The following is a 23,375-nucleotide window of genomic DNA, read 5'->3' as shown; positions in this document are numbered from 1 at the left end:
AAGCACCCAGTAATCACGTCACCAGGCCTCGGCGGTACGCGTAGACCACCGCCTGCACGCGGTCCCGCAGGTCGAGCTTGGTCAGGATGCGCGACACGTACGTCTTCACCGTCTCCTGGCTGATGACGAGCGCCGCCGCGATCTCGCTGTTGGACAGGCCCTCGGCGATGAGCCGCAGCACCTCGAGCTCGCGCGGCGCCAGCTGGGTCTCCGCGACCTCCCCGGCGGGCCGGATGCGCGCCGCGAACCGGCCGACGAGCTGCCGCGTCACCTCCGGCGCGAGCAGGGCGGCGCCGCTCGCCACGGTCCGGATGCCGTGCAGCAGCTGGGCCGGCGGCGCGTCCTTGAGCAGGAACCCGCTCGCACCGGCCCGCAACGCCTCGTAGACGTACTCGTCCAGGTTGAACGTCGTGACGACGAGGACCTTGACCGGGTCGGGGACGCCCGCGCCCGCGAGCAGCCGGGTTGCCCCGATGCCGTCGAGCACGGGCATCCGCACGTCCATCACCACGACGTCCGGGCTGAGCCGCCGGGCGAGGTCGACGGCCGCCCTGCCGTCCCCGCACTCCCCCACGACCTCGAGGTCGGGCTGGGCGTCGATGATCGTGGCGAAGCCGGTGCGGATGAGCGCCTGGTCGTCGCACACCAGCACGCGAACCGGTGCGGTCACGCCGGGTTCCCCGCCGGGATGCGCGCCCTGACCACGAACCCGCCGTCGCGCGAGCCCGCCGAGAACTCGCCACCCAGCACGTCGACCCGATCGCGCAACCCGGCGAGGCCCCGCCCGCTGCCCCCGACCGCACTGGACGACTTCGCGCCCTCGGTGCCGACCTCCACGGTGATGTCCCTTTCGCCGTAACGCACGTGCACGTTCGTCGGGTTGCCGTGCGCGTACTTCAGCGCGTTCGTCAACGCCTCCTGCACGACCCGGTAGGCGACGGCCTCGGCGCTGCCCGCGTCCCGCGTCGCCTCGCCCTCCTCCGCGAACTCAACGGGCTGCCCGGCCTGCCGCGTCTGCTCGACGAGCGAGCGCAGGTCCCCCGGTGTCTCCGTGCTGTGGTCGGGGTTCAGCAGGTCGAGCAGGTGCCGCAGGTCCGTCAGCGACCGCCGGCCGGTGTCGGTGATCGCCTGCAGCGTGCCGTCGAGCTTGTCCGGTGCGGCGGTCAGGTACCGCGCGGCCTCGGCCTGCACCACCATCGCGGTCACGTGGTGGGTCACCACGTCGTGCAGCTCGCGGGCGATCAGCGTCCGTTCCGCGACGCGGGTGGCGGCGGCGACGTGCACGCGGCGTTCGGCCTCGGCGCTGCGGGAGAGCCGCAGCCACGCCCCGATCCCCCACGCGGCGACCAGCGCCAGGTAGAAGGTGACGAACCCGGCCACGCCCTCGGTCGCGCCCCTCAGGTCCAGCCCGACGGCGAGCGCCGCGTACCCGGCGGAGAGCGCGATCACGGTGGCGCGCCGGTGGTGCGAGAGGTGCAGGCCCGTGCTGATCAACGCGATCGGCAGGGCCGTGCCGCCGACGGTGTGGTAGCCGAGCAGCTGGTCCACCGCGAAGGCCACCGCCACCACGGCCAGGCTGACCAGCGGCCACGTGCGGCGCACGACCAGCGGCAGGCACTCCAGGGCGATCACGGCGAACGCGAGCGCGTCGAACGGCCGGTTCGGCAACCCGCCGAGCTGGGTTCCCTTGTCGTGCAACGCGGGTACCAGCGACCCGAGCACGAGCAGCAGCGCGAGCGGCGCGTCCTGGACGCGGACGTCCCAGCCGCGCCACCGCTGGAGGCTGATCACGCGCTGAGGGTAGCGGCCGACGTGGCACGACCCCGGCGCGGCACGATGGTCCCCCGCCGCCGCGCGAGCCACAGGAACGCCGCCGTGACGACCACGCCGGCCAGCACCGAGTACGCGCTCGCCTCGGGCCCGAAGTCGCCGCCGGTGAGGATCGCGGGCCCGGACGTGACGCCGTAGAGCAGGCCCTGCGGGGCGTCCTGGCCGGACACGCTGGTGCTGAAGACGCCGCCCTGCGCGAAGTTCCACGCGAAGTGCACGCCGATCGGGACCCACAGGTTCCGCGTGGCGACGTAGGCGGCGCCGAGCATCAGCCCCGCCTCGACGGCGATGGCGAGCGAGCTCCACACCGTGGCGTTCGGGTTGAAGATGTGCGCGAAGCCGAACACCAGGCCGCTCAACGCCAGGGAGAGCCACGTTCCGAGGCGTTCCTCGACGATCCGGAACAGCACGCCCCGGTACAGCAGCTCCTCGGTCACCGCGACGGCGACCATGAACCCGAAGATCGCGACGGCGCCGGTGACCGACCCGAACCCGCGCACCTCGTACCCGCCGAGGAAGGCGATGTTGGCGATCACCGCGACGAACATCGCGAGTCCGATCAGGACACCGCGGCCGAGCGCACCCGGAGCGGACTTCAGGGAGACCTCGGTGGGCTCGCGGTGCTCGGTCCTGCGCACGATCCAGGCGTACGCGGCCAGGGCGAGCGCCGCCGCCACGAACCCCGCCACGAGGGTGAGCGGCCAGTTCCACCCCAGCGCCTGCACACCCGTGCCGCCCGCCCACGACACCACCGCCACCACCAGCAACTGCTTCACGAATCGCATGGCCGGAACGCTAGGGATCTCCCGCCCGCCAAACGTCCCCGCGCGGTGGACAGCCGCGTGTAGCTCCTGCGGGGGACACCTGAGACGCACCCCACGATCGGGTTACTTGAGCATTACTATCCCTTTACCTATGCTGACCGGCGAGGGGAGTACTTCCCAAGCGCCTGCCCGGTCAGTACGGACATCCGACGGTGTCCCCGGGAGGCCGCCCGCACCGGGTGAAGGAGACCTCGAACGCTCGTTGTTCGAGGAGGTTCCGTGCCCGTGGAATCCGTGGCATCACCCGCACTGTGGTTCATCAGCATCGCGGTGCTGCTCGGTCTGCTGGTGGTCGACTTCCTGGTCACCCGGCGCCCGCACGAGGTGTCGATCAAGGAAGCGACCGGCTGGTCGATCTTCTACCTGGCGCTGCCGTTCGTGTTCGGCCTCTGGCTGTGGTTCGAGTTCGGCAGTGCCCAGTCGCTGGAGTTCGTCACCGGGTTCGTGGTGGAGAAGTCCCTCTCGGTGGACAACCTCTTCGTGTTCATGCTGCTGCTCGCGGCGTTCAGCGTGCCGAACGAGGTCCAGCAGCGCGTGCTGCTCTACGGCATCGTCGGCGCACTGGTGCTGCGCGGCGTCTTCATCGCGGCCGGCGCCGCCATGCTGTCGGCCGGCACCTGGGCGTTCCTGGTGTTCGGGCTCGTCCTGTTCGCCTCGGCGGTGAAGATCCTGCACTCGGCGCTGGCCGGCGAGCCCGCCGAGAAGGACACGTCGAAGATGCGGTCGGTGCGGCTGCTGCGCAAGCTGATGCCGGTCACCGACGACTACCGCGGCACGAAGATGGTCGTGCGCGAGCACGGGCGGCGGGCGCTCACCCCGCTCGCGATCGTGGTGGTGGCGATCTTCGCGACCGACGTCGTGTTCGCGATCGACTCGGTGCCCGCCGTGTACGGCATCACCGAGGACCCGTACCTGGTGTTCGCCACCAACGCGTTCGCGCTGCTCGGCCTGCGCGCGCTGTACTTCGTGCTGCAGTCGGTGCTCGCGAAGCTCGTGCACCTCAACCACGGTCTCGCGATCATCCTGGCGTTCATCGGGCTGAAGCTGGTGCTGCACTGGGCGCACGACGTGTGGCCCTCCGTGCCGACGATCCCGACCCCGCTCTCGCTCGCCGTCATCGTGGCCACGCTGGGCGTCGTCACGCTGACCAGCCTCCGTGCCAACCGCAGGGAACACGCCAGTTTGGACTGATCCGCATGGCCACCGCGCGCCTGATCGAGTTCCTCGTCGACGTCAGCGTCACCCTCCTGGTGCTGAGCGCCCTCGTGATCGCGTGCGCGGTGCTGGCGTCCAGACCGTAGCTCCAGCGCCCACGACAACGGACAGGTGTCCGTTATCGTGGGCGCATGCCTGCTCGCCCTGACACCGGCCCCGACTTCATCGAGGCGCTCGCCCGCGGCCTGGACGTGATCCGCGCGTTCCGGCCGTTGCGCCCGGTGATGACGCTCAGCGAGGTCGCGGCGGCCACCGGCCTCGCGCGGCCGACCACCCGCCGGATCCTGCTCACGCTGGTCGAGCTCGGGTACGCGCGGCAGGACGAGGCCGGCTTCGCGCTCACGCCGCGGGTGCTGGAGCTCGGGGTCGCGTACGTGCGGTCGATGGGCTTGTGGGACGTCGCGCGGCCGCACATGGAGCGGCTGTGCGCGCGCACCAACGAGTCGGTGTCGATCGCGCAGCTCGACGGGCCGGACATCGTCTACGTCGCACGGGTGGCCGTGCCGAAGATCGTCACGTTGTCCGTGCAGATCGGTACGAGGTTCCCCGCGCTTTCCACATCGCTGGGAAAGGTGCAGCTCGCGGCTTTGCCGACGGACGAGCTGGAGGCCGTGCTCGCGCAGCCGACCCGGTCCGGGCTCACGTCGCGGTGGCAGCCGGACGCCGCCGAGCGCGACGCCGAGCTGCGCGACGTGCGGGCGCGCGGGTGGGCGTTGACCGACGAGCAGCTCGCGCTCGGCATCCGGTCGATCGCGGCGCCGCTGCGGGACGGGACCGGCGCCGTCGTCGCCGGGATCAACGTCAACTGCCACGCCTCGGAGACCTCGGTCGAGCACATGCTCGAGCACCACCTGCCGCTCCTGCTGCAGGTCGCGGGCGACATCAGCGCGGACTTCGCCCGGCTCGGCACGGTGCCGCACGAGGTCGTCGCGTCCTGAGGGGTTGACCGGCGGGCGGCGAAGGTTGAGGATTCAACGGACACCTGTCCGCCAGACGGTCAAGGAGTTCCCCGATGAGTTCCCTCGTCTTCCGCAACGGCACCGTCCTCACCATGGACGGCCGCCCGCCGCTGGTCGGCCACGACGTGCTGGTGACCGGCGACCGCATCGCCGCGATCGGGCCGCGGCTGGAGGTGCCGGAGGGGACCGAGGAGATCGACGCCGCGAACGGCGTCGTGATGCCCGGCATGATCGACACGCACCGGCACCTGTGGCAGACCGCGATGCGCGGCTACGGCGCCGACTGGACCCTCACGCAGTACTTCGTCTGGTACTACCTGGAGTGGGGCAAGGTCTTCCGGCCGCAGGACATCCACGCCGGCAACCTGCTCGGCGCGGCCGAGGCGCTCGACGCCGGCGTCACCACGACCGTCGACTGGTCGCACGGACTGCAGACCACCGAGCACGCCGACGCCGCGGTGGACGCGTTGCAGGCGGTGCCGGGCCGGTTCGTGCTGGCGTACGGCAACATCCAGGACAGCCCCGCGTCGTGGACGGCCACGCCGGAGTTCCGCGACTTCGTCTCGCGCCGCATCACCGGCGACGACATGCTGGGCTTCCAGCTCGCGTTCGACGTGACCGGCGACCCGGCGTTCCCGGAGAAGCCGGCCTTCGAGGTCGCACGGGAGCTCGGCGTGCCCGTGACGACGCACGCGGGCGTGTGGGGCGCGACGAACGACGACGGCATCAGGTTGATGTACGACAACGGGTTCATGACACCGGAGTCGATCTACGTGCACGCGGCGACGCTGTCCGCCGACTCCTACCACCGCATCGCGGCGACCGGCGGCTCGATCTCCGTGTCGACCGAGAGCGAGCAGAGCGCGGGCCAGGGCTACCCGCCCACCTGGGCGATCCGCGAGCACGGCATCCCGGTGTCGCTGTCGATGGACACGTCCGTGTGGTGGAGCGGCGACCTGTTCTCGGCGATGCGCGCGACGCTGGGCGCCGACCGGGCCCGAGAGCACATGGCCGCGCACGCGCGGAACGACACCGTCACGCACTCCTCGTTGCGGGCGGAGCAGGTCGTGGAGTGGGCGACGATGGGCGGCGCGCGGGCGTTGGGACGCGCGTCCGACCTCGGCAGCCTCGAGGTCGGCAAGAAGGCCGACATCGTGTTGCTGCGCAACGAGAACTCCCCCGCCATGTTCCCGATCCTCAACCCGTACGGGCACGTGGCGTTCCAGGCGCAGCGGTCCGATGTGGACACCGTCGTCGTCGACGGCCGGATCGTGAAGCGCGACCACCGGCTCGTCGGCGTCGACCTCGGCGCGATCCGCTCGCAGGTGCTGGGCACCGTCGAGCACCTGCGCGCGCAGCTCGGCGAGGAGGCCTGGCACAAGGGCATGAACCCGGACATCCCGGAGTCCAAGGTCCTGGACAACCCCTACACCTACACCGAGTACCGCGGCGACACCAGGACGTCCGTCTGATGGGTCCGCTGGAAGGCCTGCTCGTCGCCGACTTCTCCCGCGTCCTGGCGGGCCCGTACGCGACCATGCTGATGGCCGACATGGGTGCCACCGTCGTCAAGGTCGAGGGTCCGTCCGGGGACGAGACCCGCACGTGGATGCCGCCGGTCCGCGACGACGTCTCGACCTACTACCTGGGCGTCAACCGGGGCAAGCGGTCGATCTCCCTGGACCTGCGCGACGAGGCCGACGCCGCGCTGGGCCGCGAGCTCGCCCGCCGCGCGGACGTGGTGATCGAGAACTTCAAGCCCGGCGGCCTCGCGAAGTACGGGCTCGACCACGCGTCCGTCAGCGCCGCGAACCCGCGGGTGGTCTACGCGTCGATCACGGGTTTCGGCTCCGGCGGCGGGAAGCACGTGCCCGGCTACGACCTGATGGTGCAGGCGATCTCGGGACTGATGAGCCTCACCGGCGATCCGGACGGGCCGCCGTACCGCGCGGGCATCTCGGTGTTCGACGTGATGGCGGGCAACCACGCGGTGATCGGGGTGCTCGCCGCGCTGCGCCACCGCGACGCGACCGGGCAGGGCCAGCTCGTCGAGGTGAACCTGCTGTCGTCGGCGCTGACCGGTCTGGTGAACCACAGCTCGGCGTTCGCGGCGGGCGGGGTCGTGCCGTTCCGGATGGGCAACGCGCACCCCAGCGTGTTCCCGTACGAACCGCTGCCCACCGCCGACAACGACCTGATCGTCGCCGCCGCGAACGACGGCCAGTTCCGGCGGCTGTGCGAGGTCCTCGGGCTGGACGAGGTGCCCGACGACCCGCGCTTCGCCCGCAACGCCGACCGCACCCGCAACCGCGAGGAGCTGCGGCCGGTGCTGGAGGAACGGCTGCGCACGCGCGGCGCCGTCGAGTGGTTCGACCTGCTCGTGGCGGCCGGGGTGCCGTGCGGGCCGATCAACACGATCGACGGCGGGTTCGCGATGGCCGAGCGGTTCGGGCTCGACCCGGTCGTGGTGGTCGGCGACGTGCCGACGACCCGGCACCCGATCCGGTTCTCGGAGACACCGGCGGTCTACCGGTTGCCGCCACCGGGACTGGACGAGCACGGCGAGGAACTGCGGAGCTGGCTGAAGGAGGACCGTGACGGTCTATGAAACGGCGCTGGGCGCGTCCACCCCCGACACGATCACGTTGCTGGGCAAGGACCTCGCCCGCGACGTGATGGGCACCGTCGGCTTCGGCGAGCTGTCCTTCTGGCTCGCCACCCAGCGCCGCCCGAGCCCCGGCGAGACGCGGCTGTTCGAGGCGGTGCTCGCGGCCCTGGCCGACCACGGCTTCACCCCGACCGCGATCGTGAGCCGCCTGACCTTCCTGTCGGCGCCCGACTCCGTGCAGGGCGCGCTCGCGGCAGGCCTGCTGGGCGGCGGCTCGCGGTTCCTCGGCGTCACCGAGGACGCGGGCAGGTTCCTCGACGCCGTCGTGCGCGACCACCCCGACCCCGACTGGGACGCGCTCGCGCTGGACACCGTGCGGGCGCAGGGGAAAGCGCGCATCCCCGGGCTCGGCCACCACGTGCACAAGAACGGCGATCCCCGCACCGCCAGGCTCTACCAGATCGCGGAGGAGGAGGGCCTGGTCGGCCCCCACCTCCGGTTGTTCGCCGCGATCGGCCGCGTGCACCCGCAGGTGCTCGGCAAGACGTTGCCGCTCAACGGCGCCGGCACGTGCGGCGCGGTGCTCGCCGACCTCGGCCTGCCGCTGGAGCTGTTGCGCGGCTTCGCGTTGCTGGCCCGCACCGCCGGGCTGATCGGGCAGCTCGCCGAAGAGCTGCGCAACCCGGTCGCCAACGAGATCTTCCTTTCCGTGGACACGAACACCAGGTCCGTCGCGCCTGTCGAGGAGTGAGCAATGCAGCTCGTCACCGAGGACAACATCACCGAGCTCGCGCAGCGGCGCTGGGCCACCGCGAAGGACCCGCGGACGGCGACGCTGATGACCGCGCTCGTCCGGCACCTGCACGAGTTCGCGCGCGAGGTGCGGCTCACCGAGGCGGAGTGGATGGCCGCGATCGGGTGGCTCACCGCGACCGGGCAGATCAGCGACGCCAAGCGCGAGGAGTTCATCCTGGCGTCCGACGTGCTGGGGCTGAGCATGCTGGTGGTGCAGATGAACCACCGGTTCGCGCCCGAGGCGACGCCCGCGACCGTGCTCGGCCCGTTCCACATCGACGGCTCCCCCGAGCTCGGGTTCGGCGGCGACATGTCCGACGACGTCGACGGAACGCCGCTCTACCTCACCGGGACCGTGCGGTCGCTCGACGGCACACCGGTGCCGGGCGCGGTGCTGGACGTGTGGCAGGCCGACGCCGACGGCGCGTACGAGGCGCAGCTCGAGGTGGACGAGGCGCGGTTGCGGGCGAAGTACCGCGCCGAGGCGGACGGGAGCTACTGCGTCCGCACCATCACGCCGAAGGGCTACTCGATCCCGATGGACGGGCCGGTCGGCGCGCTGATCGAGCAGACCGAGATCAGCCACTTCCGGCCCGCGCACGTGCACTTCCTGCTCACCGCCGACGGCTTCGAGCCGCTGATCACGCACCTGTTCGAGGAGGGCGCGCAGTACCTCGACAGCGACGTCGTGTTCGGCACCAAGCAGGAGCTCGTCGTGCGGTTCGAGCCGCGCGAGCCCGGTGTCACGCCGGACGGCGGGCTGTCCGAGGTGCCCTGGGTGCTCGCCGAGTTCGACTTCGTGCTGCAGCCGTGCGCGCCGCGGTAGTCGTTCGTCCCGGTCAGCCGCCGTCGCTCGCTGACCGGGGCGAGCCTTCCGGCGACGTCGTCGTGGACGTCCTCGCCGCGCCCGTCACGCCGCTGGACCGGCTGTGCGCGGGCGGGAAGTCGTACTTCGGCGTGCCCGAGACGCCGTACGTGCCGGGCGTGCAGGGGGTCGGGACGGTCGGCGGACGGCTGGTCTGGTTCCCGACCACCGCGGGCATGGCGCCGGGCGACGGCAGCATGGCCGCGAAAGCGTTGGCACGGCAGGAGGACCTGGTGTTCCTGCCGGAGGTCGACCCGGTCCTCCTGGCCGCGCTGGGGTTGTCGGCCGTGGCCGCGCTGCAAGCGTTGAAGTCGCTGCGCCCCGGCGAGACCGTGGTGGTGCTGGGCTGCGGTGCGGTCGGTCAGGCGGCGATCCAGCTCGCCCACCTGGCCGGTGCCGGGAAGGTCGTGGCCGCCGCGCGGTCGGCGGAGGCACGGGACCGCGCCACACGGTCGGGTGCGGACGTCGTGGTGCCGCTGGAGGACGTCGGCGAGGCCGCGCGGGACGCCGACCTGCTGGTAGACCCGCTGTTCGGGCCTCCCGCCGCCGCGGCCGCCGAGGCGATGCGCCCCGGCGGCCGGTGGGTGAACCTCGGTGGGTCCGCGAGCGAGACGAGCCCGGTCACCTCGTCCACGTTGCGCAGCAAGTCGTTGCAGCTCAGCGGGTACACGAACAACTCGCTGACCGCGCAGCGGCGGTCCGACGCCATCTCCGCGATCGCACGTCACGCGGCCGCCGGTGTGCTCACCGTCGACCACGAGGTGGTGCCGCTCGCGGACGTCGCCGAGGCGTGGGAGCGGACGGGTCAGGGCCGGGTCGTGCTGGCCATGTAGTCCCGCACCGTCGCGAGCGTCACCGGGTCGTCCAGGCCTCCACCGTGACCGACCTGGTCGGTGACGACGTGGATCGCCTTGTGCCCCAACTGCTTCCGCACGTGCTCGGCCCACACCACCGGCGTGGCGGGGTCGAACGTGTTGCTCAGCAACAACGTCGGGTTCGCGCTGCGCGACGACACCGGCTTCGGCCGCCCGGTCCTCGGCCCACCGACGCAGATCGACGTGTAGTTGCTGGAGTTGGTCGAGTACCCGACGACGGGCGCGGCCTTCCGGGTGGCGGCGAGATCACCGCGCGCCTCCTCCGCGCTCGCCAAGGCGAACGGCCAGTCGGAGCAGGCGATCGGGTCGGCGTACTCGAGCCGCTGCGGCGGCTGCTCCCCGCCCGGCGGCTCGTCGGGGAACGGGTTGCGGCCGTCGGCGAGGTCGCGCAGTCCCTTCGCCACCTCGGTGAAGTCGCGCGGTGCGAAGATCTCGAAGTAGCGCGTGATCATGGCTTCGGACCACGGCACGCCGAAGAACGTCCCCGGCAGGTGGGCGGCCTGTCGCTGCGCCTGCCGGAACACCTCGGCCGGGTCGCGGCCGTGCAACGGGCTGTCCGGGGTCTCGTCCGACCACCGCGCGAACTTCGTGAAGATCGCCTCGACGCCCGCCGCGGCCGTGGCCATGAACTCCCGGCGGCCCTGGCCCGGGTTCATCACGCCTTCGAGCACCGAGCCGGTGACGTGCTGCCCGAACCTCTCCAGGTACCGCTCGCCGAGCAACGTGCCGTAGGAGAGGCCGTACACGCTCACGTTCCGCACTCCCGCGGCCTTGCGCAGCGCGTCGGCGTCGTTCGCCGTGCTGTAGGCGTCGAGGTGGCGGTCGAGGTTCGGCACGCCGGTCGTGCAGGTGCGCCAGAACTCCTGCTGGTCGCGCCGCAGCGCCGCGAAGCTCGCCGAGTCCGCCGGCGGGATGTACGGAATCCTGAGGATCTTGTCGAAGTCGCAGGTCATGGGGTGGCTCTCGCCGACGCCGCGCGGGTCGAGCGACAGCAGGTCGTAGCCGGGCAACGCCTTCTTGAGGGTGCCGAAGGTGTAGTCGCCGGGCTGCCCGGGACCGGACGGGAAGCTCAGGACCGTTCCCCTGCTGTGCTCGGCCTTCCAGCGGTAGACGCGCAGCCCGACGGTGCCCTGGTCCGGTCTCGCCCAGTCGACCGGCACGGTCAGGGTGCCGCACTCGACCCCTTCGGCCACGTCCTTGTCGCACTTGCCCCAACTCGGGCCCGCTGCCGCCGACGGCGCGCAGACCAGCGCGATCATGCCGGTGGCGAGGAGGACCGCCACGTGTTTGCGAATGACTCCCACCGCTCCAGAGTGGATCTGCCGGCCGTCAGCCCGCATCACACCGCGGGCTGGGATGTCGGTCCTCCTGAGGTAGCACGGAGTGCGGAGCCGATCATGGCGTGCCAGGATCGATCAGGTGGATCGACGCGGGTTTCTGAAGGTCGCGGGACTTGCCGGTGCGAGCGCGGCGCTGACCGCCTGCTCCTCCCCCACCTCCCCGACGCCGCCACCGTCCAGTTCGTCCGTTCCGAGTGGACCGCCCGACTGGGCAGCGTTGCGCGGCGAGCTGTCCGGCCGGCTCGCGCTCGCAGGGGACGACGGGTTCGCCTACCAGGGCTTCAACCCCGTGTGGGACGGCCAGAAGCCCGCCGCCGTCGCCAGGGTCGCCTCCGCCGCGGACGTGCAGGCCTGCGTGCGGGCCGCGCGGGGCCGGGTCGCGATCGCCGCGCGCAGCGGCGGCCACAGCTACGCCGGGTACTCGTCGCCGTCCGGCGGCCTGCAGGTCGACGTGCGCGGGCTGGCGGCCGTCGAGGTGCTGCCGGGTGACCAGGTCCGGATCGGGTCCGGCGCCGCCCTGGGCGACGTGGCCAAGGCCCTGGTGCAGTCCGGGCGGTGCCTGCCGACCGGCACGTGCCCGTCCGTCGGCGTCGCCGGTCTGACGCTCGGCGGCGGGATCGGTGTGCTCGCGCGCAGGTACGGGCTGACGTGCGACCACCTGGTGTCCGCGACGGTCGTGACGGGCACCGGCCGGGTGGTGACCGCGTCGGCAGACCAGGAGCCCGACCTGTTCTGGGCGTTGCGCGGCGGCGGTGGCGGCAACTTCGGGATCGTGACGGAGTTCGTGTTCGCGACGGTGCCCGCGCCGGACGTCACCGTGTTCTCGCTGTCGTACCCGGACGCCGCGGCGCCGCTCGGCGCGTGGCAGCGCTGGATCGCGGACGCGCCGAACGAGCTGTGGTCCAACGTCGTCGTGCGCGGCGGCGCCCAGCCGAGCTGCCGGATCGGCGGGTGCTTCGTGGGCTCCGCAGGCGAGCTCGCCACCCTGCTCAAGGCGTTGCCCGCGCCGGCGGAGCGGTTCCTCCAGCCGCAGACCTACGCGCAGGCCACCCAGTACTTCGCGGGCGGCCCGATCGCGCGCGAGTCGGCCGTCGCGTCGTCGCGCGTCCTGCGGGAGCCGCTGGATGATCCCGCCCAGGCCGTGGCACTGCTGGAGGGTCAGCCGGACGAGACCTACCTGATCTTCGACGGGCTGCGCGGCGCGGTGGCCGACGTCGCGCCGGACGCGACCGCGTTCCCGCACCGCACGGCTCTCGCGAACGTGCAGGTCTACGTCAAGACACCGCCCGAGGCCGCCGAGGAGGCGCGCGGCCGGCTGGCCGTGATCCGCGACGGGCTCGGCGCGCTGACCGGCGACGGCGGGTACGTCAACTACATCGACCCGGCGATGCCGCGGTGGGCGGAGGCGTACTACGGCGGCAACCTCGCCCGGCTGCGGGAGGTCGCCGCCCGGTACGACCCGGACCGCGTGTTCGCGTTCGCGCAGTCCGTGTCCCGGTGACGCCGGACCGGTGAGCTGACCGGCCCGGCGTGACCCGTCCACTGGTCGGGCGGTGCCCCGAGGAAGTTCCCGATCTCACCCTGTCGAGGGAACTGATCGGCTGCGCGCACCGACTAGATGCTCGTGAAGACGACAGGTCTGCCGGTGCGGCTGGCGGGGGTGAGCTGTGCGCACGGCGGCAGGACCGTCGTCCGCGCCGTCTCGCTCGACGTGCCCGCCGGCCACCGCGTGGCGCTGACCGGCACGAACGGGTCCGGCAAGACGACGTTGCTGCGCGCGGTCCTCGGCCTGCACCGCGCGTGCGACGGCGTGGTCGAGGTCGGGGCGCGGCAGGCCCGCACCGCGGCAGACTGGACGCGGCGGCGGCGCGAGATCGCGTGGATCCCGCAACGGCAGGCGGCGGGCCGGTTCCCGTTGCTGGTGGACGAACTGCTGGCGAGCAGCGGCGCGGTGGACCGTGCCCGCGAGGCCGCTCGTGAGCTCGGGGTCGGTGATCTCGGGCGGCAGCCGGTGCACACGTTGTCCGGCGGGCAGCTGCAGCGGGCGTACTTGGCGCGCGCTATCGGGTGCGTCGAGGCAGGGGCCGGGGTGCTGCTGGCCGACGAACCCACGGCGGCACTGGACTTCGCGGGGCAGACGGCGGTGGCGGAGCTGCTGACGAGCCTGCCGGTGACCGTGGTGGTCGTGACGCACGACCGGGCCGTGGCGGCGCGGTGCGAGCGGGTGCTGGAGATGGCGGCCGGGTCGCTGCGGGAGATCACGTGACCGAGCACCTCCGCCGTCCCGTCCCCACCGCGCGGGAGATCACGTGATCCAGCTGCTCGAGCTCGCCGCCGTCCAGCGCGCGGCTTTTGCCCTGTTGCTCGGCGCGGTCGCCCTCCCGATCGTCGGCGTCGTGATCATCGGACTCGACATCATGCCGGTCCGCTTCGCGATGATGCACATCGCGTTGCTGGGCATCGCGATCGGCCTGCTCACCGGCCTGGACCCGTTGCTGTGCGCGGTGGTCGCGTGTGGACTGTCCGGCGCCGGGCTCGCCCCGCTGGCCCGCAGCCCGTCCGGCCTGTCCGGCGCGATGGGCCTGCTGATGAGCCTCGCGATCGCCGCCGCGTTGCTGGTGCTGTCGATCTCCGGGGTGAACGCGTCCGCGGCGTTCGAGCTGCTGTGGGGCTCGATCCTCGCGACCCGGACCGGCGACGTGGTGCTGCTCGGCGTGCTCGCGGTCGCCGTCCCCGCGCTGTTCCTGTGGCGGCGCAAGCAACTCGCGTTGCTGCTGCACGACCGCGAGCTCGCCGCGTGCTCGGGGGTACCGGTGAACCGGCTGACGCTCGTGCTGCTGGTGCTGGTGGCGGTCGCCATCGCCGGTGCCATCCGGCTCACCGGCGCGCTGCTGGTCGACGCGCTCACGTTGCTGCCCGCGCTCGCCGCGCGCCGGCTCGCGCAGTCGCTGACCGGGATGGCGCTGTGGGCGGTCGGGATCGGCGTCGTCGTGAACCTGGCCGGGTTCGTCCTGGCCCTGCTGCTGGACCAGCCGCCCGGTCCGGTCCTCGTGCTCCTGGCGGGTGCGGTCGCGCTCGCCGCTCACTTCCTTCCCGAACGGAGAAACACCGCATGGCAGTCCGCCTCCTCGCACTGACCGCCGTCCTGCTGGTGGCCGGGTGCGGCACGACCGCGGCACCGGCTGACCAGCGCACCGGGCCGAAGATCGTGGCGACCACGAGCTGGGAGGCCGGGTTCGCCAAGGCGGCCGGCGCCTCCGACGTCACGGTGATCGTGCCCCGGTCCGTGCTGCACGCGCCGGACTACGACCCGAAGCCGTCCGACCTGAAGGCCGTGGCCGACGCGGACTACGTGCTGTACGCGCCGTTCGAGGCGTTCGCGCCGAAGATCACCGACGCGGCCGGGTCGCGGGCGCGGAAGGTCGAGGTCGCGCTCGACAACTCGCGGGACAAGGTGAAGGCCGAGGTGACGCGGCTCGGTGAGCTATTCGGCACGCAGGACGCCGCGCGGAAGTGGATCGAGGGCTTCGACGCCGAGTACGCGAAGCTCAGCGCCGAGGTGAAGGCGAAGTGGCCGGGCGGGCAGCGGCCGAAGGTCGTGGCGCAGATGTTCGTCGGGTACGCGGCGGACCTCGCGGGCGCGGAGCTGCTCGGCGTGTACGGACCCGAGCCCGTGACGCCGTCTCAGCTCGCGGAGCTCAGGACCAAGGCGCCGCAGTTCGTCTTCGAGAACTCGCACATGAGCACCGGCACGGTGCTGCCGGACGCGGGCGCCGAGCAGGTCGACCTCGTCAACTACCCCGGTGAGGACAACGACCTGCTCAGCGTCTACCGCGCGAACGCGAGGACGATCAGCGACGCGCTCGCCTAGCGAGCACTCGCAACGCGTCCCGGTCGACCTTGCCCGCGGGGCTGAGGGGGAACTCGTCGAGCACCAGCAGGTGCTCCGGGTGCTTGTAGCGCGCGAGTTCCCCCAGGAACTCCCCCAGCTCGACGATGGTCACCGGCGCGTCCACGACGAGGCACGCGCACAGCCGTTCCCCCATCAGCTCATCCGGCACGCCGACGCACGCGACGTCGCGGATCGACGGGTGGGCGGCGAGCGCCTGCTCCACCTCGGCCGGGCTGATGTTCGCGCCGCCGCGGATCACGATGTCCTTGCGGCGCCCCACGACCGAGAGGTAGCCCTCGTCGTCGAACACGCCGAGGTCCCCGGTGCGCACCCAGCCGTCCGGCGTCCGGTAGCGGGCGTTGAGGTCGTCGTCCAGGTACCGCAACGGACTCATCGGCCCGCGCGCGATGATCTCCCCCTCGGTGCCCGCCGGCACGGGCCGCAACTCGTCGTCCACCACCAGGATCTCGGCCACGGCGGGGTTGGGCCGCCCGGCACCGCGACCGGGCCGGTCGTCGAGCGCGGTGTGGCAGTTGACACCGTCCGCGGACCCGTAGACGTTCACCACCCGCGCGCCGAAGACCTCCCGGCAGGCCCGCGCCGTCTGCTCGTCGAGCTGGGCGCCGCCGGGCGCGACGACCCGGATCGACGAGAAGTCGCCGGGCAGGTCGAGCAGCATCTTGAACATCGTGGGCACGCCGAACAGGTGCGTCGGCCGGGCGCGTTCGATCAGCTCCACAGTGGACCGAGGGCTGAACCTGCTCTGCAGCACGAGGGTGCCGCCGTGCCGGGCCAGCGTGACCGTGGTCCCGTTGCTGCCGAACGACGACGCCAGCGGCACGAGGAACAACGCCCGCAGCTCCTCGCCCGGCGGGATCAGCCTGCCGACGAAGGCACCGCGCCCGCCGAGTAAAGCGTTGTGGGAGTACAGCACCATCTTCGGCGCCGCCTCCGAGCCGGACGACACGAGGATCCGTGCGGGCCCGTTGGGATCCGACCGCACCGGCTCGAACACCCCGGCGGGCGCCAGCAGTTCCGCCGTGGTCCAGCCACCGTCGAGGTCGTCCGCGATGAGGGCCTTCGCACCGCTGAGCCGGACGAGCGCCTCCGCCTCACCCGCGCCGCGCCCGACCGGGAACGGCAGCACCACACCCCCGACCGCGGCGACGGCGAGGTCGGCCGCCACCGCGTACCGGCCGTTGGGCACCTGCACGGCCACGACGTCCCCGGCCCCGACACCGCGCCCGGCGAGGTTCGCGGCCATGCGCAACGCGAGCTCGTTGAGCTGCACGTAGTTCAGCTCGCCGTCTTCGTCGACCACGGCTGTGCGCAACGGGTCCAGGAACACCCGCACCGCGAACAGGTCGTAGATGTCGCGATCGGGGTAGTACCCCTGCTCGGCCCACCGGTGGCGGAGCTCGGCGGGAACGAGATCGCGGACGGTGGTCGCCGTCATCGGAACCTCCAGGGTGTCAGGACTTCGGGGCATCCGGCGGAGTCGAGCCCGACCGCGCCGGCGAACCGCGGGTCGGTGGTGAGGGAGGCGAGGTCGTCGGTGACCGCGACCCCTTCGTGCACCCAGCCGCCGTCACCCAGCAACGGCCTGCGGAACCCCGGCGCCGGCCGCCCGTTCGCCTGGCGCATCAACAACTCGGCCGCCGCGAGCAACGACGACTCGGCGCGGACCGCACGCCCGGTGTGTTGGCGTTGGAGGAGTGCCGCGACCGCCGTGTAGGCGCCGAGGAGGCCGCCCAGCACGTCGAGCAGGGTCATCAGCGACGGGGCAGGTGACTCGTCGGCCGGTCGCAGGAGCGCACCGAGGCCGGTGCGGGCCTGGACCATGAAGTCGGTGCCGAGCGGGGCGTCCCGGAGCCGGCCGGCCCAGCCCGACGTGTGCACGAAGACCAGGCGCGGGTTGACGGCGGCGAGGTCGTCGGCGCCGAGGCCGAGTCGTTCGGCGGTGCCGGGGGCCCAGTTGTGGAGGAAGACGTCGGCGGTGCGGACCAGGTCGCGCAGGCGGTCGCGGTCGTCGGCGTTCTTGATGTCGATCTCGACGGCGGACTTGGCGCGGTTGAGGGCGAGCCAGCGGGCGGAGGTGTCGCCGCACATCGGGGGCATGCCGCGCAACGGGTCGCCGCCGGGTGGTTCCACGCGGACCACCGTGGCGCCTAGGAGGGAGAGGAGGTGGGCGGCTAGAGGGGCTTGGACTCGGCGGCCGGCTTCGAGGACGAGGAGGCCGGCGAGGGGTAAGGCGGGCTGCGGTTGTGAGGTGGGGACGGGCCGCGCGGCGGGGACAGGCAGCGCGGCAGGAGCGGGCAGCGTGGCAGGGAGGGCCGCTGCGGCAGCAGCGGGTCGCGCGGCGGGTGGGATCGGCGCGGCGGGAGCAGGCAGCGCGGCGGACGGGATCGGCGCGACGGGTGCGGAGTCCTGCGGCGAGGCCGACCCCACCTCGCACCCCCGCCACCCAACCTCCCGCAGCTCGAAAGCCGGTCCCCCGGCCGAGTTCGGCGCGTGCAGCCGGCAGATGCTCATCCCCGTCCCACCCGCGTGCGCCACCAGGTCCGCGAACGTCCGCGCCCCCGCCGCCTCGTGCAGCTCCGCCGGCAGCGGCGCGGTCGCCGTCGGGTAGCGGAACTGGAACGGCCGCCACCCCGCGCCGATCACCCGGCCGGCCACGCCGAGGCCCGCCCAGAAGGCCTGCCACACCGCCGGGTCCAGCGCCTCGATCTCGAACAGCACCCCGTCCGCGCTCACGAACGGCGGGCCGCCCGGACCCGGCGTCGTGGCCTCCGGTGCGCCGGCCGCCGCGAGGTACTGCGACACCGACAGCAGGGCGGCCTGCGCGACGCTCGTCGTCACCGCGGACGCGCCGCCGAACAGTGCCGCCAGCAGGCCCGTGCCGCCGAGGACGCCGGCGGCCACACCGCAGTAGTCGAGGCCGAGGCCTCGGGGAGAGCCCTGGCTGCGACCGTGCACGTGCATCGGGCCGCAGACGGCCTGGGCGCTGGCCTCGTCCGTGACACCGGCCGAGACGGGTCCCGCCCAGGTGATCGTCAGGGACGCCGGGCCGTCCACGTGGGCGGGGTCACCGGTGGTGGCCGGGAACCGGGTGACGGTCGCGCCCGACTGGTGCAGGAGCGTGCCGAGCACGTCGGCCGCGGCCGAGTCGCCGCGGACGGTGAACTCGGTGGCGGACAACGGTGGATCGCTCGTCGTCCGGTCGAGGTGCAGGGTCACGCGGGCCTCCTCCTGGCGGTGCGGTGCGCTTGTCCACCAGTCGGGCGGGACGCCGTGCTGGTTCCCGGCGGAGAGGAGAAGGCTTTGCTGGCAGAGGTTTCCGCGTTCGTCGAGCGCGAGGTGTGGCCGGCCGAGACGGTGCTCGACGCTGGTGGAGGGGCCGCCGCGCGTGAGTTGCGGAGGTTGCGGGGACTCGCGAAGGACGCCGGGTTGTGGGCCTTGCCACTGCCGCGCGAGTCGGGCGGTGGCGGGCTCGGGCTCGCCGAGTACTTCGCCCTGGCGGAGCGGGAGGGCAGCAGCGATCACGGGCCCGCGGTGCTGGGGTCGGCGTGCCTGCTCGACGTGCGGATGTTCGAACGGTTCGGGCGGCCGGCGGTGCGCGCACTCGTGACACCGTTGGTGGCCGGGGAGATCAGCGGCTGCTACGCGATGACGGAGCCGGGGGTGGCGGGGTCTGATCCGGCCGCCGCGCGCACGACCGCCGTGCGGACCGGCGGGGGCTGGGTCCTCACCGGGCGGAAGTGGTTCACCAGCGGTGCCGGGAACGCCTCGTACGTCACGGTGCTGGCGAGCGGGTCGTTGTTCGTCGTGCGGGACTTCCGCGTGGTGCGCGAGATCCCGGTGCTCGGTGCCGGAGGGCAGTTCGAGATCGCTCTGGACGACGTCTTCGTGCCGGACGACCACCTGATCGGCCACGGCGGGGACGGTCTCGCCATCGCCGGCACGCGGCTCGCGCTCGGCAGGACGTTGCGCTGCCTGCGGTGGGTCGGGATGGCGGAGCGCGCGTTCGACCTGATGTGCGTGCGCGCCAACGAACGCCAGGTGCGCGGCAGTGCCCTCGCCGATCGCCAGTTGGTGCAGCAGCACGTGTTCGAGTCGTTGCTGGCGATCCGGTCGGCCAGAGCGCTGACGGTCCGGGCGGCCGAGCTCGTCGCCGCGGACGCGGACGCGCGCACCGAGATCGGGCTCGCCAAGGTCGCCGCCGCCCGCACCCTGCACCAGGTCGCCGACGCGGCGATCCAGGTGTTCGGCGCGGAGGGGCTCGGTCCCGGCACGCCGCTGCCGGCGCTCGCGCGGATCGGGCGGGCGGCCCGGATCCTCGACGGCGCCGACGAGATGCACGTCTCCGACACCGCGCGGCGCGTGCTCAGAACTCGTGCGGGCTGACCTCCCCGGCCGCGATCGCCAGCGCCAGGGCGTAGAAGAACGTGCCCCACACCAGTTCGTGGTTCTCCAGACCGTCGTAGGTGCCGCCGAGCAACCGGCCGTCGTGCACCGACTCGCCCAGCCGTGCCAGCGGGAGTGACGCGTCGAGGCCCAGCTTGAGCATCGCGACGGAGGCGATCGCGTCCGCCGCGGTGTCGCCGGGAGCCTCCCACTCCCGCGCCAGGGCCAGCGCTCGCGGCCGGTACTCCTCCCCCAGCCACCACGCCGCGTCGGCCGCCGCCAGCATCAGCCAGGCCCGGCCGCGCGGCCAGGTCTCGGCCAACGCCAGATGAGCGTCCACATGGGACCGTGCGAGCTCGCCGAGGCCGTGGGAAGCGAGCAACGGCACCACTCCCGCCGCCCCGTCCGAGCGAGGTCCCGCGTCCGGGCCGAACGCCGTGCCCCACGGGACCACGCCGTCGACCGCGCGCGAGGCCAGCGACCGCGCCGCCCGCGCGGTGTCTCCCCTGCCGTACCAGAAGATCAGCGCCTGCAGCACCGTGTCGCTGTCGTGCCAGGTGTCGAGCTTCGCCGTCCACCGCGCCGCCGCCGGATGTCCGGTCAGCCACAGCAATCCGGCCCAGCATCCGCCCGCCCACGACCCCCGCGCCGTGGTGCGCCAGCTCCCGCCGGGCGGTGCGACGAGCGGGAACCGGTCCCCGACCTCAGCCAGGGTCGCCTCGACCCGCGCCCTCACCGCGTCCGCCACGCCACGAGCGCCGCGGCGGCGAACTCGACAGCCACCAGCACCCAGCCCGCGGTGTAGCCGAGCAGACCGAAAACCGGTGGCCCCACGGCGAATCCGGCGAAGAAGCCCGCTGACACGAGAGCGGAGTGGCGCCCCAGCTCCGGACCCCGGGACGCGGCCACGACCAGCACCATCGACAGCGCGTTCGCCGCCACGGCACAGCCGCCCACGACCACCACGGCGAGCCACGGCATCCCGAGCAGCAGCAAGACCGGCGCCAGGACCGCCGCCGCGGACAGCCGCACCAGCACGCGCCCCGGCGACGTCCCCGCCACCCGCGACCACAGCACGCGGCACGCGATCCCGACCACGCCGAGCACCGCGACCAGCCCGGCCGCCGCCGTCGCGCCGAACCCGAGCTCCTCCGTCGCGAACAACGCGACGTACGTGTTCACCGCCGCGATCCCGGACCCGAGCAGCACGGAGAACCCGGCAAGCCGCCAGATCACCGCGTCCGCCGTCAGCGCGAACCGCAACGGTGGCAGGCGAACCGGAGCCGGATCAGCGGGCTGCGCCGCGCACGCGAACGCCGCCGACAGCGCCACACCCGACGCCACCGCCACGGCGAGCCGCCAGTCCACGCCGTCCGCCAGCCACGCCAGCGGCAGCCCGGCGGCGAACGCCCCCAGCTGCACCCCGGACTGCTTGATCCCCAAGGTCGAGGCCCGGCGTGGCGCGGGCACGGACGCGGCGATCAGCTTGTTCGTCGAGGGGTTCGCGAGCGCCTGCGGAACTCCGCCGAGTGCCACGGCGAGCACCAGCACGGCGTAGTGCGGCGCCGACGCGAAGACGGTCAACGCCACCGCGCTCGCCGCGAACAACACAACCAGCGACCGGCGCGGCCCGACCGCGTCCACCACCGGCCCGATCACGAGCGACAGCACCACCGCCACGCCGAACCCCGCCGTCACGAGCACGCCGAGCAACGGCCGGGCGATCCCGAACTCCCGCACCAGGGCGGGTGAGAGCGCTCCCAGCAGGAACAACGGCAGCATCGACACCGTCATCGCCGCCGTGGTGAGCACGGGCACCGCGGCCCGGCCGCGCAGTTGGACCTCCTCCACGACCACTAGTCGTGCGCGAAACCCTTCCGGTTCCCGGGAACCGGAAGCACCGCCGCACCGACCTGTGAGCCATGGAACGTCGAACCTTCTTGCGCGCTTCCGCGCTGTCACTGGGACTCACCATGACCGCCACCGCGGCGACCGCCGCGAGCCCGCTGCGGGTGCAGGTACTGATGTTCGACGGGGTCGAGGAGCAGGACTTCGTCGCCCCCGTCGAGGTGCTGGGCCTCGCCGGCAAGCTCAGCGGCGGCGCCGTCCGGACGACCCTCGTCTCCCCCGACCGCCCGCGCACCGTCACCTGCACGTACGGCACCGAGGTGAAGGTTCCGCACGGCTGGTCTCCGGCGGACGCGGACGTGCTCGTGGTGCCCGGCGGCGGCTACACCAACCGCACCGGGCCGGGCGTGCACCGGCTGATCGGCGACAAGGCCTTCCTGCGCCGACTGGCCGAGTCCGAGGCGCTGCCCGTGGGCATCTGCACGGGCACGATGATCCTGTCCGCGGCGGGGATCACCCGGGGCCGCAACGCGACCACGCACTCCGGCGCCAAGGCCGACCTCGCCGCCCAGGGCGCGACCGTGGTCAACGCCCGCGTGGTCGACGACGGCGACCTGGTCACCGGCGGTGGCATCACGTCCGGGCTGGAGGTCGCGCTGTGGCTGGTCGAACGGTTCGCCGGCGCCCAGGTCGCCCAGCGCGCGGAGACCGTGCTCGAGTACGAACGGCGCGGCACGGTCTGGCGCCGTTAGACGACGCCGACGTCCTCGTGGCCCTGCCCGCTGATCAGGTCCTCGCGCGCCCGCGCCACCCGCGACCGCACCGTGCCGATCGGGCACCCCGCCACCTCGGCGGCCTCGGCGTAGGACAGGCCGAGCACCTGGGTCAGCAGCAGGGCCTCGCGGCGTTCGGGAGCGAGGCCCGCGAGCATGAGGTTGAGCTCCACCACGTCCTCGAACCCGGCGGAGCGCGCGTGCTCGGCGTAGCGGTCGGCGTCCGAGGCGAGCTGGTAGTCGGCGGACCAGGCGATCGACGGGCGGGCGACGGCGGCGCGGATGTGGTCGACGACGGTGCGCCGCGCGATCGAGAGCAGCCAGGTGCGGGCCGAGGACCGGCCCTCGAAGCCGGGCAGCGATCGCAGCGCGCGCAGGTAGACGTCCTGGGTGAGGTCGTCGGCGACCCCGATGCCGCCGAGGTGGGCGACCAGTCGCCAGACGTCGCGCTGCGTCAGGCGGATGAACCGCTCCAACGCCTCGCGGTCACCGGCACCGGCGGCGAGCGCGCACGCTGTGACCGCCTCGTCGTCACCCCTCGAAGTCGACACGGTTCGGCAGAGTAACCCACCGATCGAGATCCCCGGGAACTGTGAACGGCCAATGGCCGACAATGACGGTGTGGAGTGCACCAGCTGCCGCGAAGCCCTGTCCGCGAGGCTCGACGGGGAAGAGGAGGGCGTGCCCGCCGACCAGGTGGACGCGCACCTCGACGGCTGCGCGTCCTGCCGGGAGTGGCACGACAGCGCCGCCGCGCTCACCCGCACGCTCCGCGTGCGACCGGCCACCCCGGTGCCGGACCTGGCCGCGGCGGTCCTCGACGCCGCTCCCCCGGTCGTGCCCGCGACGCCGAAGGGCTGGCTGCCGCGCGGTCTGCTCACCGGTGTCGCCGTCGCGCAGCTCACGCTCGGGCTGGCGCAGGTGCTCGGTGTCAGCTCCTCGCACAGCGGCCACACGACCGGTGTCGACAGCAGCCACCTGTTCAACGAGAGCACGGCGTGGAACCTCGCGCTGGGCCTCGGTCTGCTGTGGACGGCGCTGCGCCCGGTCGCGGCCACGGACCGACCGTACTGTGGGGCCGATCACAGCCCTAGGGGATCAATCCAAAGGAACTGCAAAGACTGCACGGCCAGCCGGAACACGCAGA

23 protein-coding genes are annotated in these 23,375 nt (G+C 72.9%); 14 read left to right on the top strand and 9 right to left on the bottom strand.

Annotated features, from left to right (window positions below; all coding sequences use genetic code 11):
* Positions 1-13 precede the first annotated feature (13 nt).
* From ABZX02_RS00115 to ABZX02_RS00105, 3 genes are read right to left on the bottom strand one after another with little or no spacing between them, the layout of a single operon-like run.
* Positions 14-670 carry a response regulator transcription factor gene (locus ABZX02_RS00115; RefSeq protein WP_355293866.1) on the bottom strand — a complete coding sequence of 219 codons (657 nt, stop codon included), beginning with the start codon at positions 668-670 and terminating at the stop codon, positions 14-16.
* Positions 667-1,791, bottom strand: a complete 1,125-nt coding sequence (locus ABZX02_RS00110; RefSeq protein ID WP_355293865.1) for a histidine kinase — start codon at positions 1,789-1,791, stop codon at positions 667-669. Before ABZX02_RS00110 ends, ABZX02_RS00115 begins: the two co-directional genes overlap by 4 nt.
* Positions 1,788-2,615, bottom strand: coding sequence for a type II CAAX endopeptidase family protein (locus tag ABZX02_RS00105; protein WP_355293864.1), 828 nt, complete (start codon positions 2,613-2,615; stop codon positions 1,788-1,790). Before ABZX02_RS00105 ends, ABZX02_RS00110 begins: the two co-directional genes overlap by 4 nt.
* A gap of 258 nt (positions 2,616-2,873) precedes the next feature.
* Here ABZX02_RS00105 and ABZX02_RS00100 point away from each other — a divergent pair, with 258 nt between their 5' ends.
* From ABZX02_RS00100 to ABZX02_RS00070, 7 genes are all read left to right on the top strand, one after another.
* Positions 2,874-3,845, top strand: coding sequence for a TerC/Alx family metal homeostasis membrane protein (locus ABZX02_RS00100; RefSeq protein WP_355293863.1), 972 nt, complete (start codon positions 2,874-2,876; stop codon positions 3,843-3,845).
* Positions 3,846-4,000: 155 nt separating this feature from the next.
* Entirely contained in the window at positions 4,001-4,807 is an 807-nt protein-coding gene (locus ABZX02_RS00095; protein WP_355293862.1) for an IclR family transcriptional regulator C-terminal domain-containing protein, read from the top strand.
* A gap of 74 nt (positions 4,808-4,881) precedes the next feature.
* Complete coding sequence (locus ABZX02_RS00090; RefSeq protein WP_355293861.1) at positions 4,882-6,300, top strand: amidohydrolase family protein; 1,419 nt, start codon at positions 4,882-4,884, stop codon at positions 6,298-6,300.
* Positions 6,300-7,436 carry a CoA transferase gene (locus ABZX02_RS00085; protein ID WP_355293860.1) on the top strand — a complete coding sequence of 379 codons (1,137 nt, stop codon included), beginning with the start codon at positions 6,300-6,302 and terminating at the stop codon, positions 7,434-7,436. Before ABZX02_RS00090 ends, ABZX02_RS00085 begins: the two co-directional genes overlap by 1 nt.
* Positions 7,423-8,187 (top strand): citryl-CoA lyase, encoded by a 765-nt coding sequence (locus ABZX02_RS00080; RefSeq protein WP_355293859.1) that lies wholly within the window; start codon positions 7,423-7,425, stop codon positions 8,185-8,187. Before ABZX02_RS00085 ends, ABZX02_RS00080 begins: the two co-directional genes overlap by 14 nt.
* A gap of 3 nt (positions 8,188-8,190) precedes the next feature.
* Positions 8,191-9,057: a dioxygenase gene (locus ABZX02_RS00075; protein WP_355293858.1), complete on the top strand. Its 867-nt coding sequence runs from the start codon at positions 8,191-8,193 to the stop codon at positions 9,055-9,057.
* On the top strand, positions 9,042-9,929 hold the full coding sequence (locus ABZX02_RS00070) for a zinc-binding alcohol dehydrogenase family protein (RefSeq protein WP_355293857.1): 888 nt from the start codon (positions 9,042-9,044) through the stop codon (positions 9,927-9,929). Before ABZX02_RS00075 ends, ABZX02_RS00070 begins: the two co-directional genes overlap by 16 nt.
* On the opposite strand, the gene ABZX02_RS00065 is transcribed toward ABZX02_RS00070, so the two are convergent.
* Positions 9,902-11,275 carry an alpha/beta fold hydrolase gene (locus ABZX02_RS00065; RefSeq protein WP_355293856.1) on the bottom strand — a complete coding sequence of 458 codons (1,374 nt, stop codon included), beginning with the start codon at positions 11,273-11,275 and terminating at the stop codon, positions 9,902-9,904. The two genes, ABZX02_RS00070 and ABZX02_RS00065, sit on opposite strands and share 28 nt — an antisense overlap.
* Before the next feature lie 115 nt (positions 11,276-11,390).
* On the opposite strand from ABZX02_RS00065, the gene ABZX02_RS00060 reads away from it, so the two are divergent.
* The 4 genes from ABZX02_RS00060 (at position 11,391) to ABZX02_RS00045 (ending at position 15,182) form a co-directional block, all read left to right on the top strand.
* Positions 11,391-12,812 (top strand): FAD-binding oxidoreductase, encoded by a 1,422-nt coding sequence (locus ABZX02_RS00060; RefSeq protein WP_355293855.1) that lies wholly within the window; start codon positions 11,391-11,393, stop codon positions 12,810-12,812.
* A 123-nt stretch (positions 12,813-12,935) separates the two neighbouring features.
* On the top strand, positions 12,936-13,577 hold the full coding sequence (locus ABZX02_RS00055; RefSeq protein WP_355293854.1) for an ATP-binding cassette domain-containing protein: 642 nt from the start codon (positions 12,936-12,938) through the stop codon (positions 13,575-13,577).
* A 43-nt stretch (positions 13,578-13,620) separates the two neighbouring features.
* On the top strand, positions 13,621-14,448 hold the full coding sequence (locus ABZX02_RS00050; RefSeq protein WP_355293853.1) for a metal ABC transporter permease: 828 nt from the start codon (positions 13,621-13,623) through the stop codon (positions 14,446-14,448).
* Positions 14,424-15,182, top strand: coding sequence for a zinc ABC transporter substrate-binding protein (locus ABZX02_RS00045; RefSeq protein ID WP_355293852.1), 759 nt, complete (start codon positions 14,424-14,426; stop codon positions 15,180-15,182). The genes ABZX02_RS00050 and ABZX02_RS00045 overlap by 25 nt, the downstream gene beginning before the upstream one ends.
* Here ABZX02_RS00045 and ABZX02_RS00040 read toward each other — a convergent pair.
* Both ABZX02_RS00040 and ABZX02_RS00035 read right to left on the bottom strand, forming a co-directional pair.
* Positions 15,163-16,659 (bottom strand): class I adenylate-forming enzyme family protein, encoded by a 1,497-nt coding sequence (locus ABZX02_RS00040; protein ID WP_355293851.1) that lies wholly within the window; start codon positions 16,657-16,659, stop codon positions 15,163-15,165. The genes ABZX02_RS00045 and ABZX02_RS00040 overlap by 20 nt on opposite strands.
* A complete protein-coding gene (locus ABZX02_RS00035) occupies positions 16,656-18,440 on the bottom strand; it encodes a CoA transferase (RefSeq protein ID WP_355293850.1) in 1,785 nt (594 codons plus the stop codon). The genes ABZX02_RS00040 and ABZX02_RS00035 overlap by 4 nt, the downstream gene beginning before the upstream one ends.
* Before the next feature lie 84 nt (positions 18,441-18,524).
* Between ABZX02_RS00035 and ABZX02_RS00030 the strand changes: the two genes are divergently transcribed.
* The gene (locus tag ABZX02_RS00030; RefSeq protein ID WP_355293849.1) at positions 18,525-19,607 is read left to right on the top strand and encodes an acyl-CoA dehydrogenase family protein; all 1,083 of its coding nucleotides are present in this window, start codon (positions 18,525-18,527) and stop codon (positions 19,605-19,607) included.
* Here ABZX02_RS00030 and ABZX02_RS00025 read toward each other — a convergent pair.
* On the bottom strand, positions 19,588-20,355 hold the full coding sequence (locus ABZX02_RS00025) for a hypothetical protein (protein ID WP_355293848.1): 768 nt from the start codon (positions 20,353-20,355) through the stop codon (positions 19,588-19,590). The two genes, ABZX02_RS00030 and ABZX02_RS00025, sit on opposite strands and share 20 nt — an antisense overlap.
* Positions 20,340-21,458, bottom strand: coding sequence for an MFS transporter (locus tag ABZX02_RS00020; protein WP_355293847.1), 1,119 nt, complete (start codon positions 21,456-21,458; stop codon positions 20,340-20,342). The genes ABZX02_RS00025 and ABZX02_RS00020 overlap by 16 nt, the downstream gene beginning before the upstream one ends.
* Before the next feature lie 122 nt (positions 21,459-21,580).
* Here ABZX02_RS00020 and ABZX02_RS00015 point away from each other — a divergent pair, with 122 nt between their 5' ends.
* Positions 21,581-22,207 (top strand): DJ-1/PfpI family protein, encoded by a 627-nt coding sequence (locus ABZX02_RS00015; protein ID WP_355293846.1) that lies wholly within the window; start codon positions 21,581-21,583, stop codon positions 22,205-22,207.
* Here ABZX02_RS00015 and sigC read toward each other — a convergent pair.
* A complete protein-coding gene (gene sigC, locus ABZX02_RS00010) occupies positions 22,204-22,779 on the bottom strand; it encodes an RNA polymerase sigma factor SigC (RefSeq protein WP_355293845.1) in 576 nt (191 codons plus the stop codon). The two genes, ABZX02_RS00015 and sigC, sit on opposite strands and share 4 nt — an antisense overlap.
* 52 nt (positions 22,780-22,831) lie before the next feature.
* On the opposite strand from sigC, the gene ABZX02_RS00005 reads away from it, so the two are divergent.
* On the top strand, positions 22,832-23,375 hold a 544-nt coding region (locus ABZX02_RS00005; protein ID WP_355293844.1), incomplete at its 3' end, for a zf-HC2 domain-containing protein.

It is taken from the genome of Lentzea sp. NPDC003310, assembly GCF_040610935.1.
GTDB lineage: Bacteria > Actinomycetota > Actinomycetes > Mycobacteriales > Pseudonocardiaceae > Lentzea.
The sequence above is the reverse complement of the archived record's forward strand: the minus strand, read 5'-3'. Positions and strand labels throughout refer to the sequence as shown.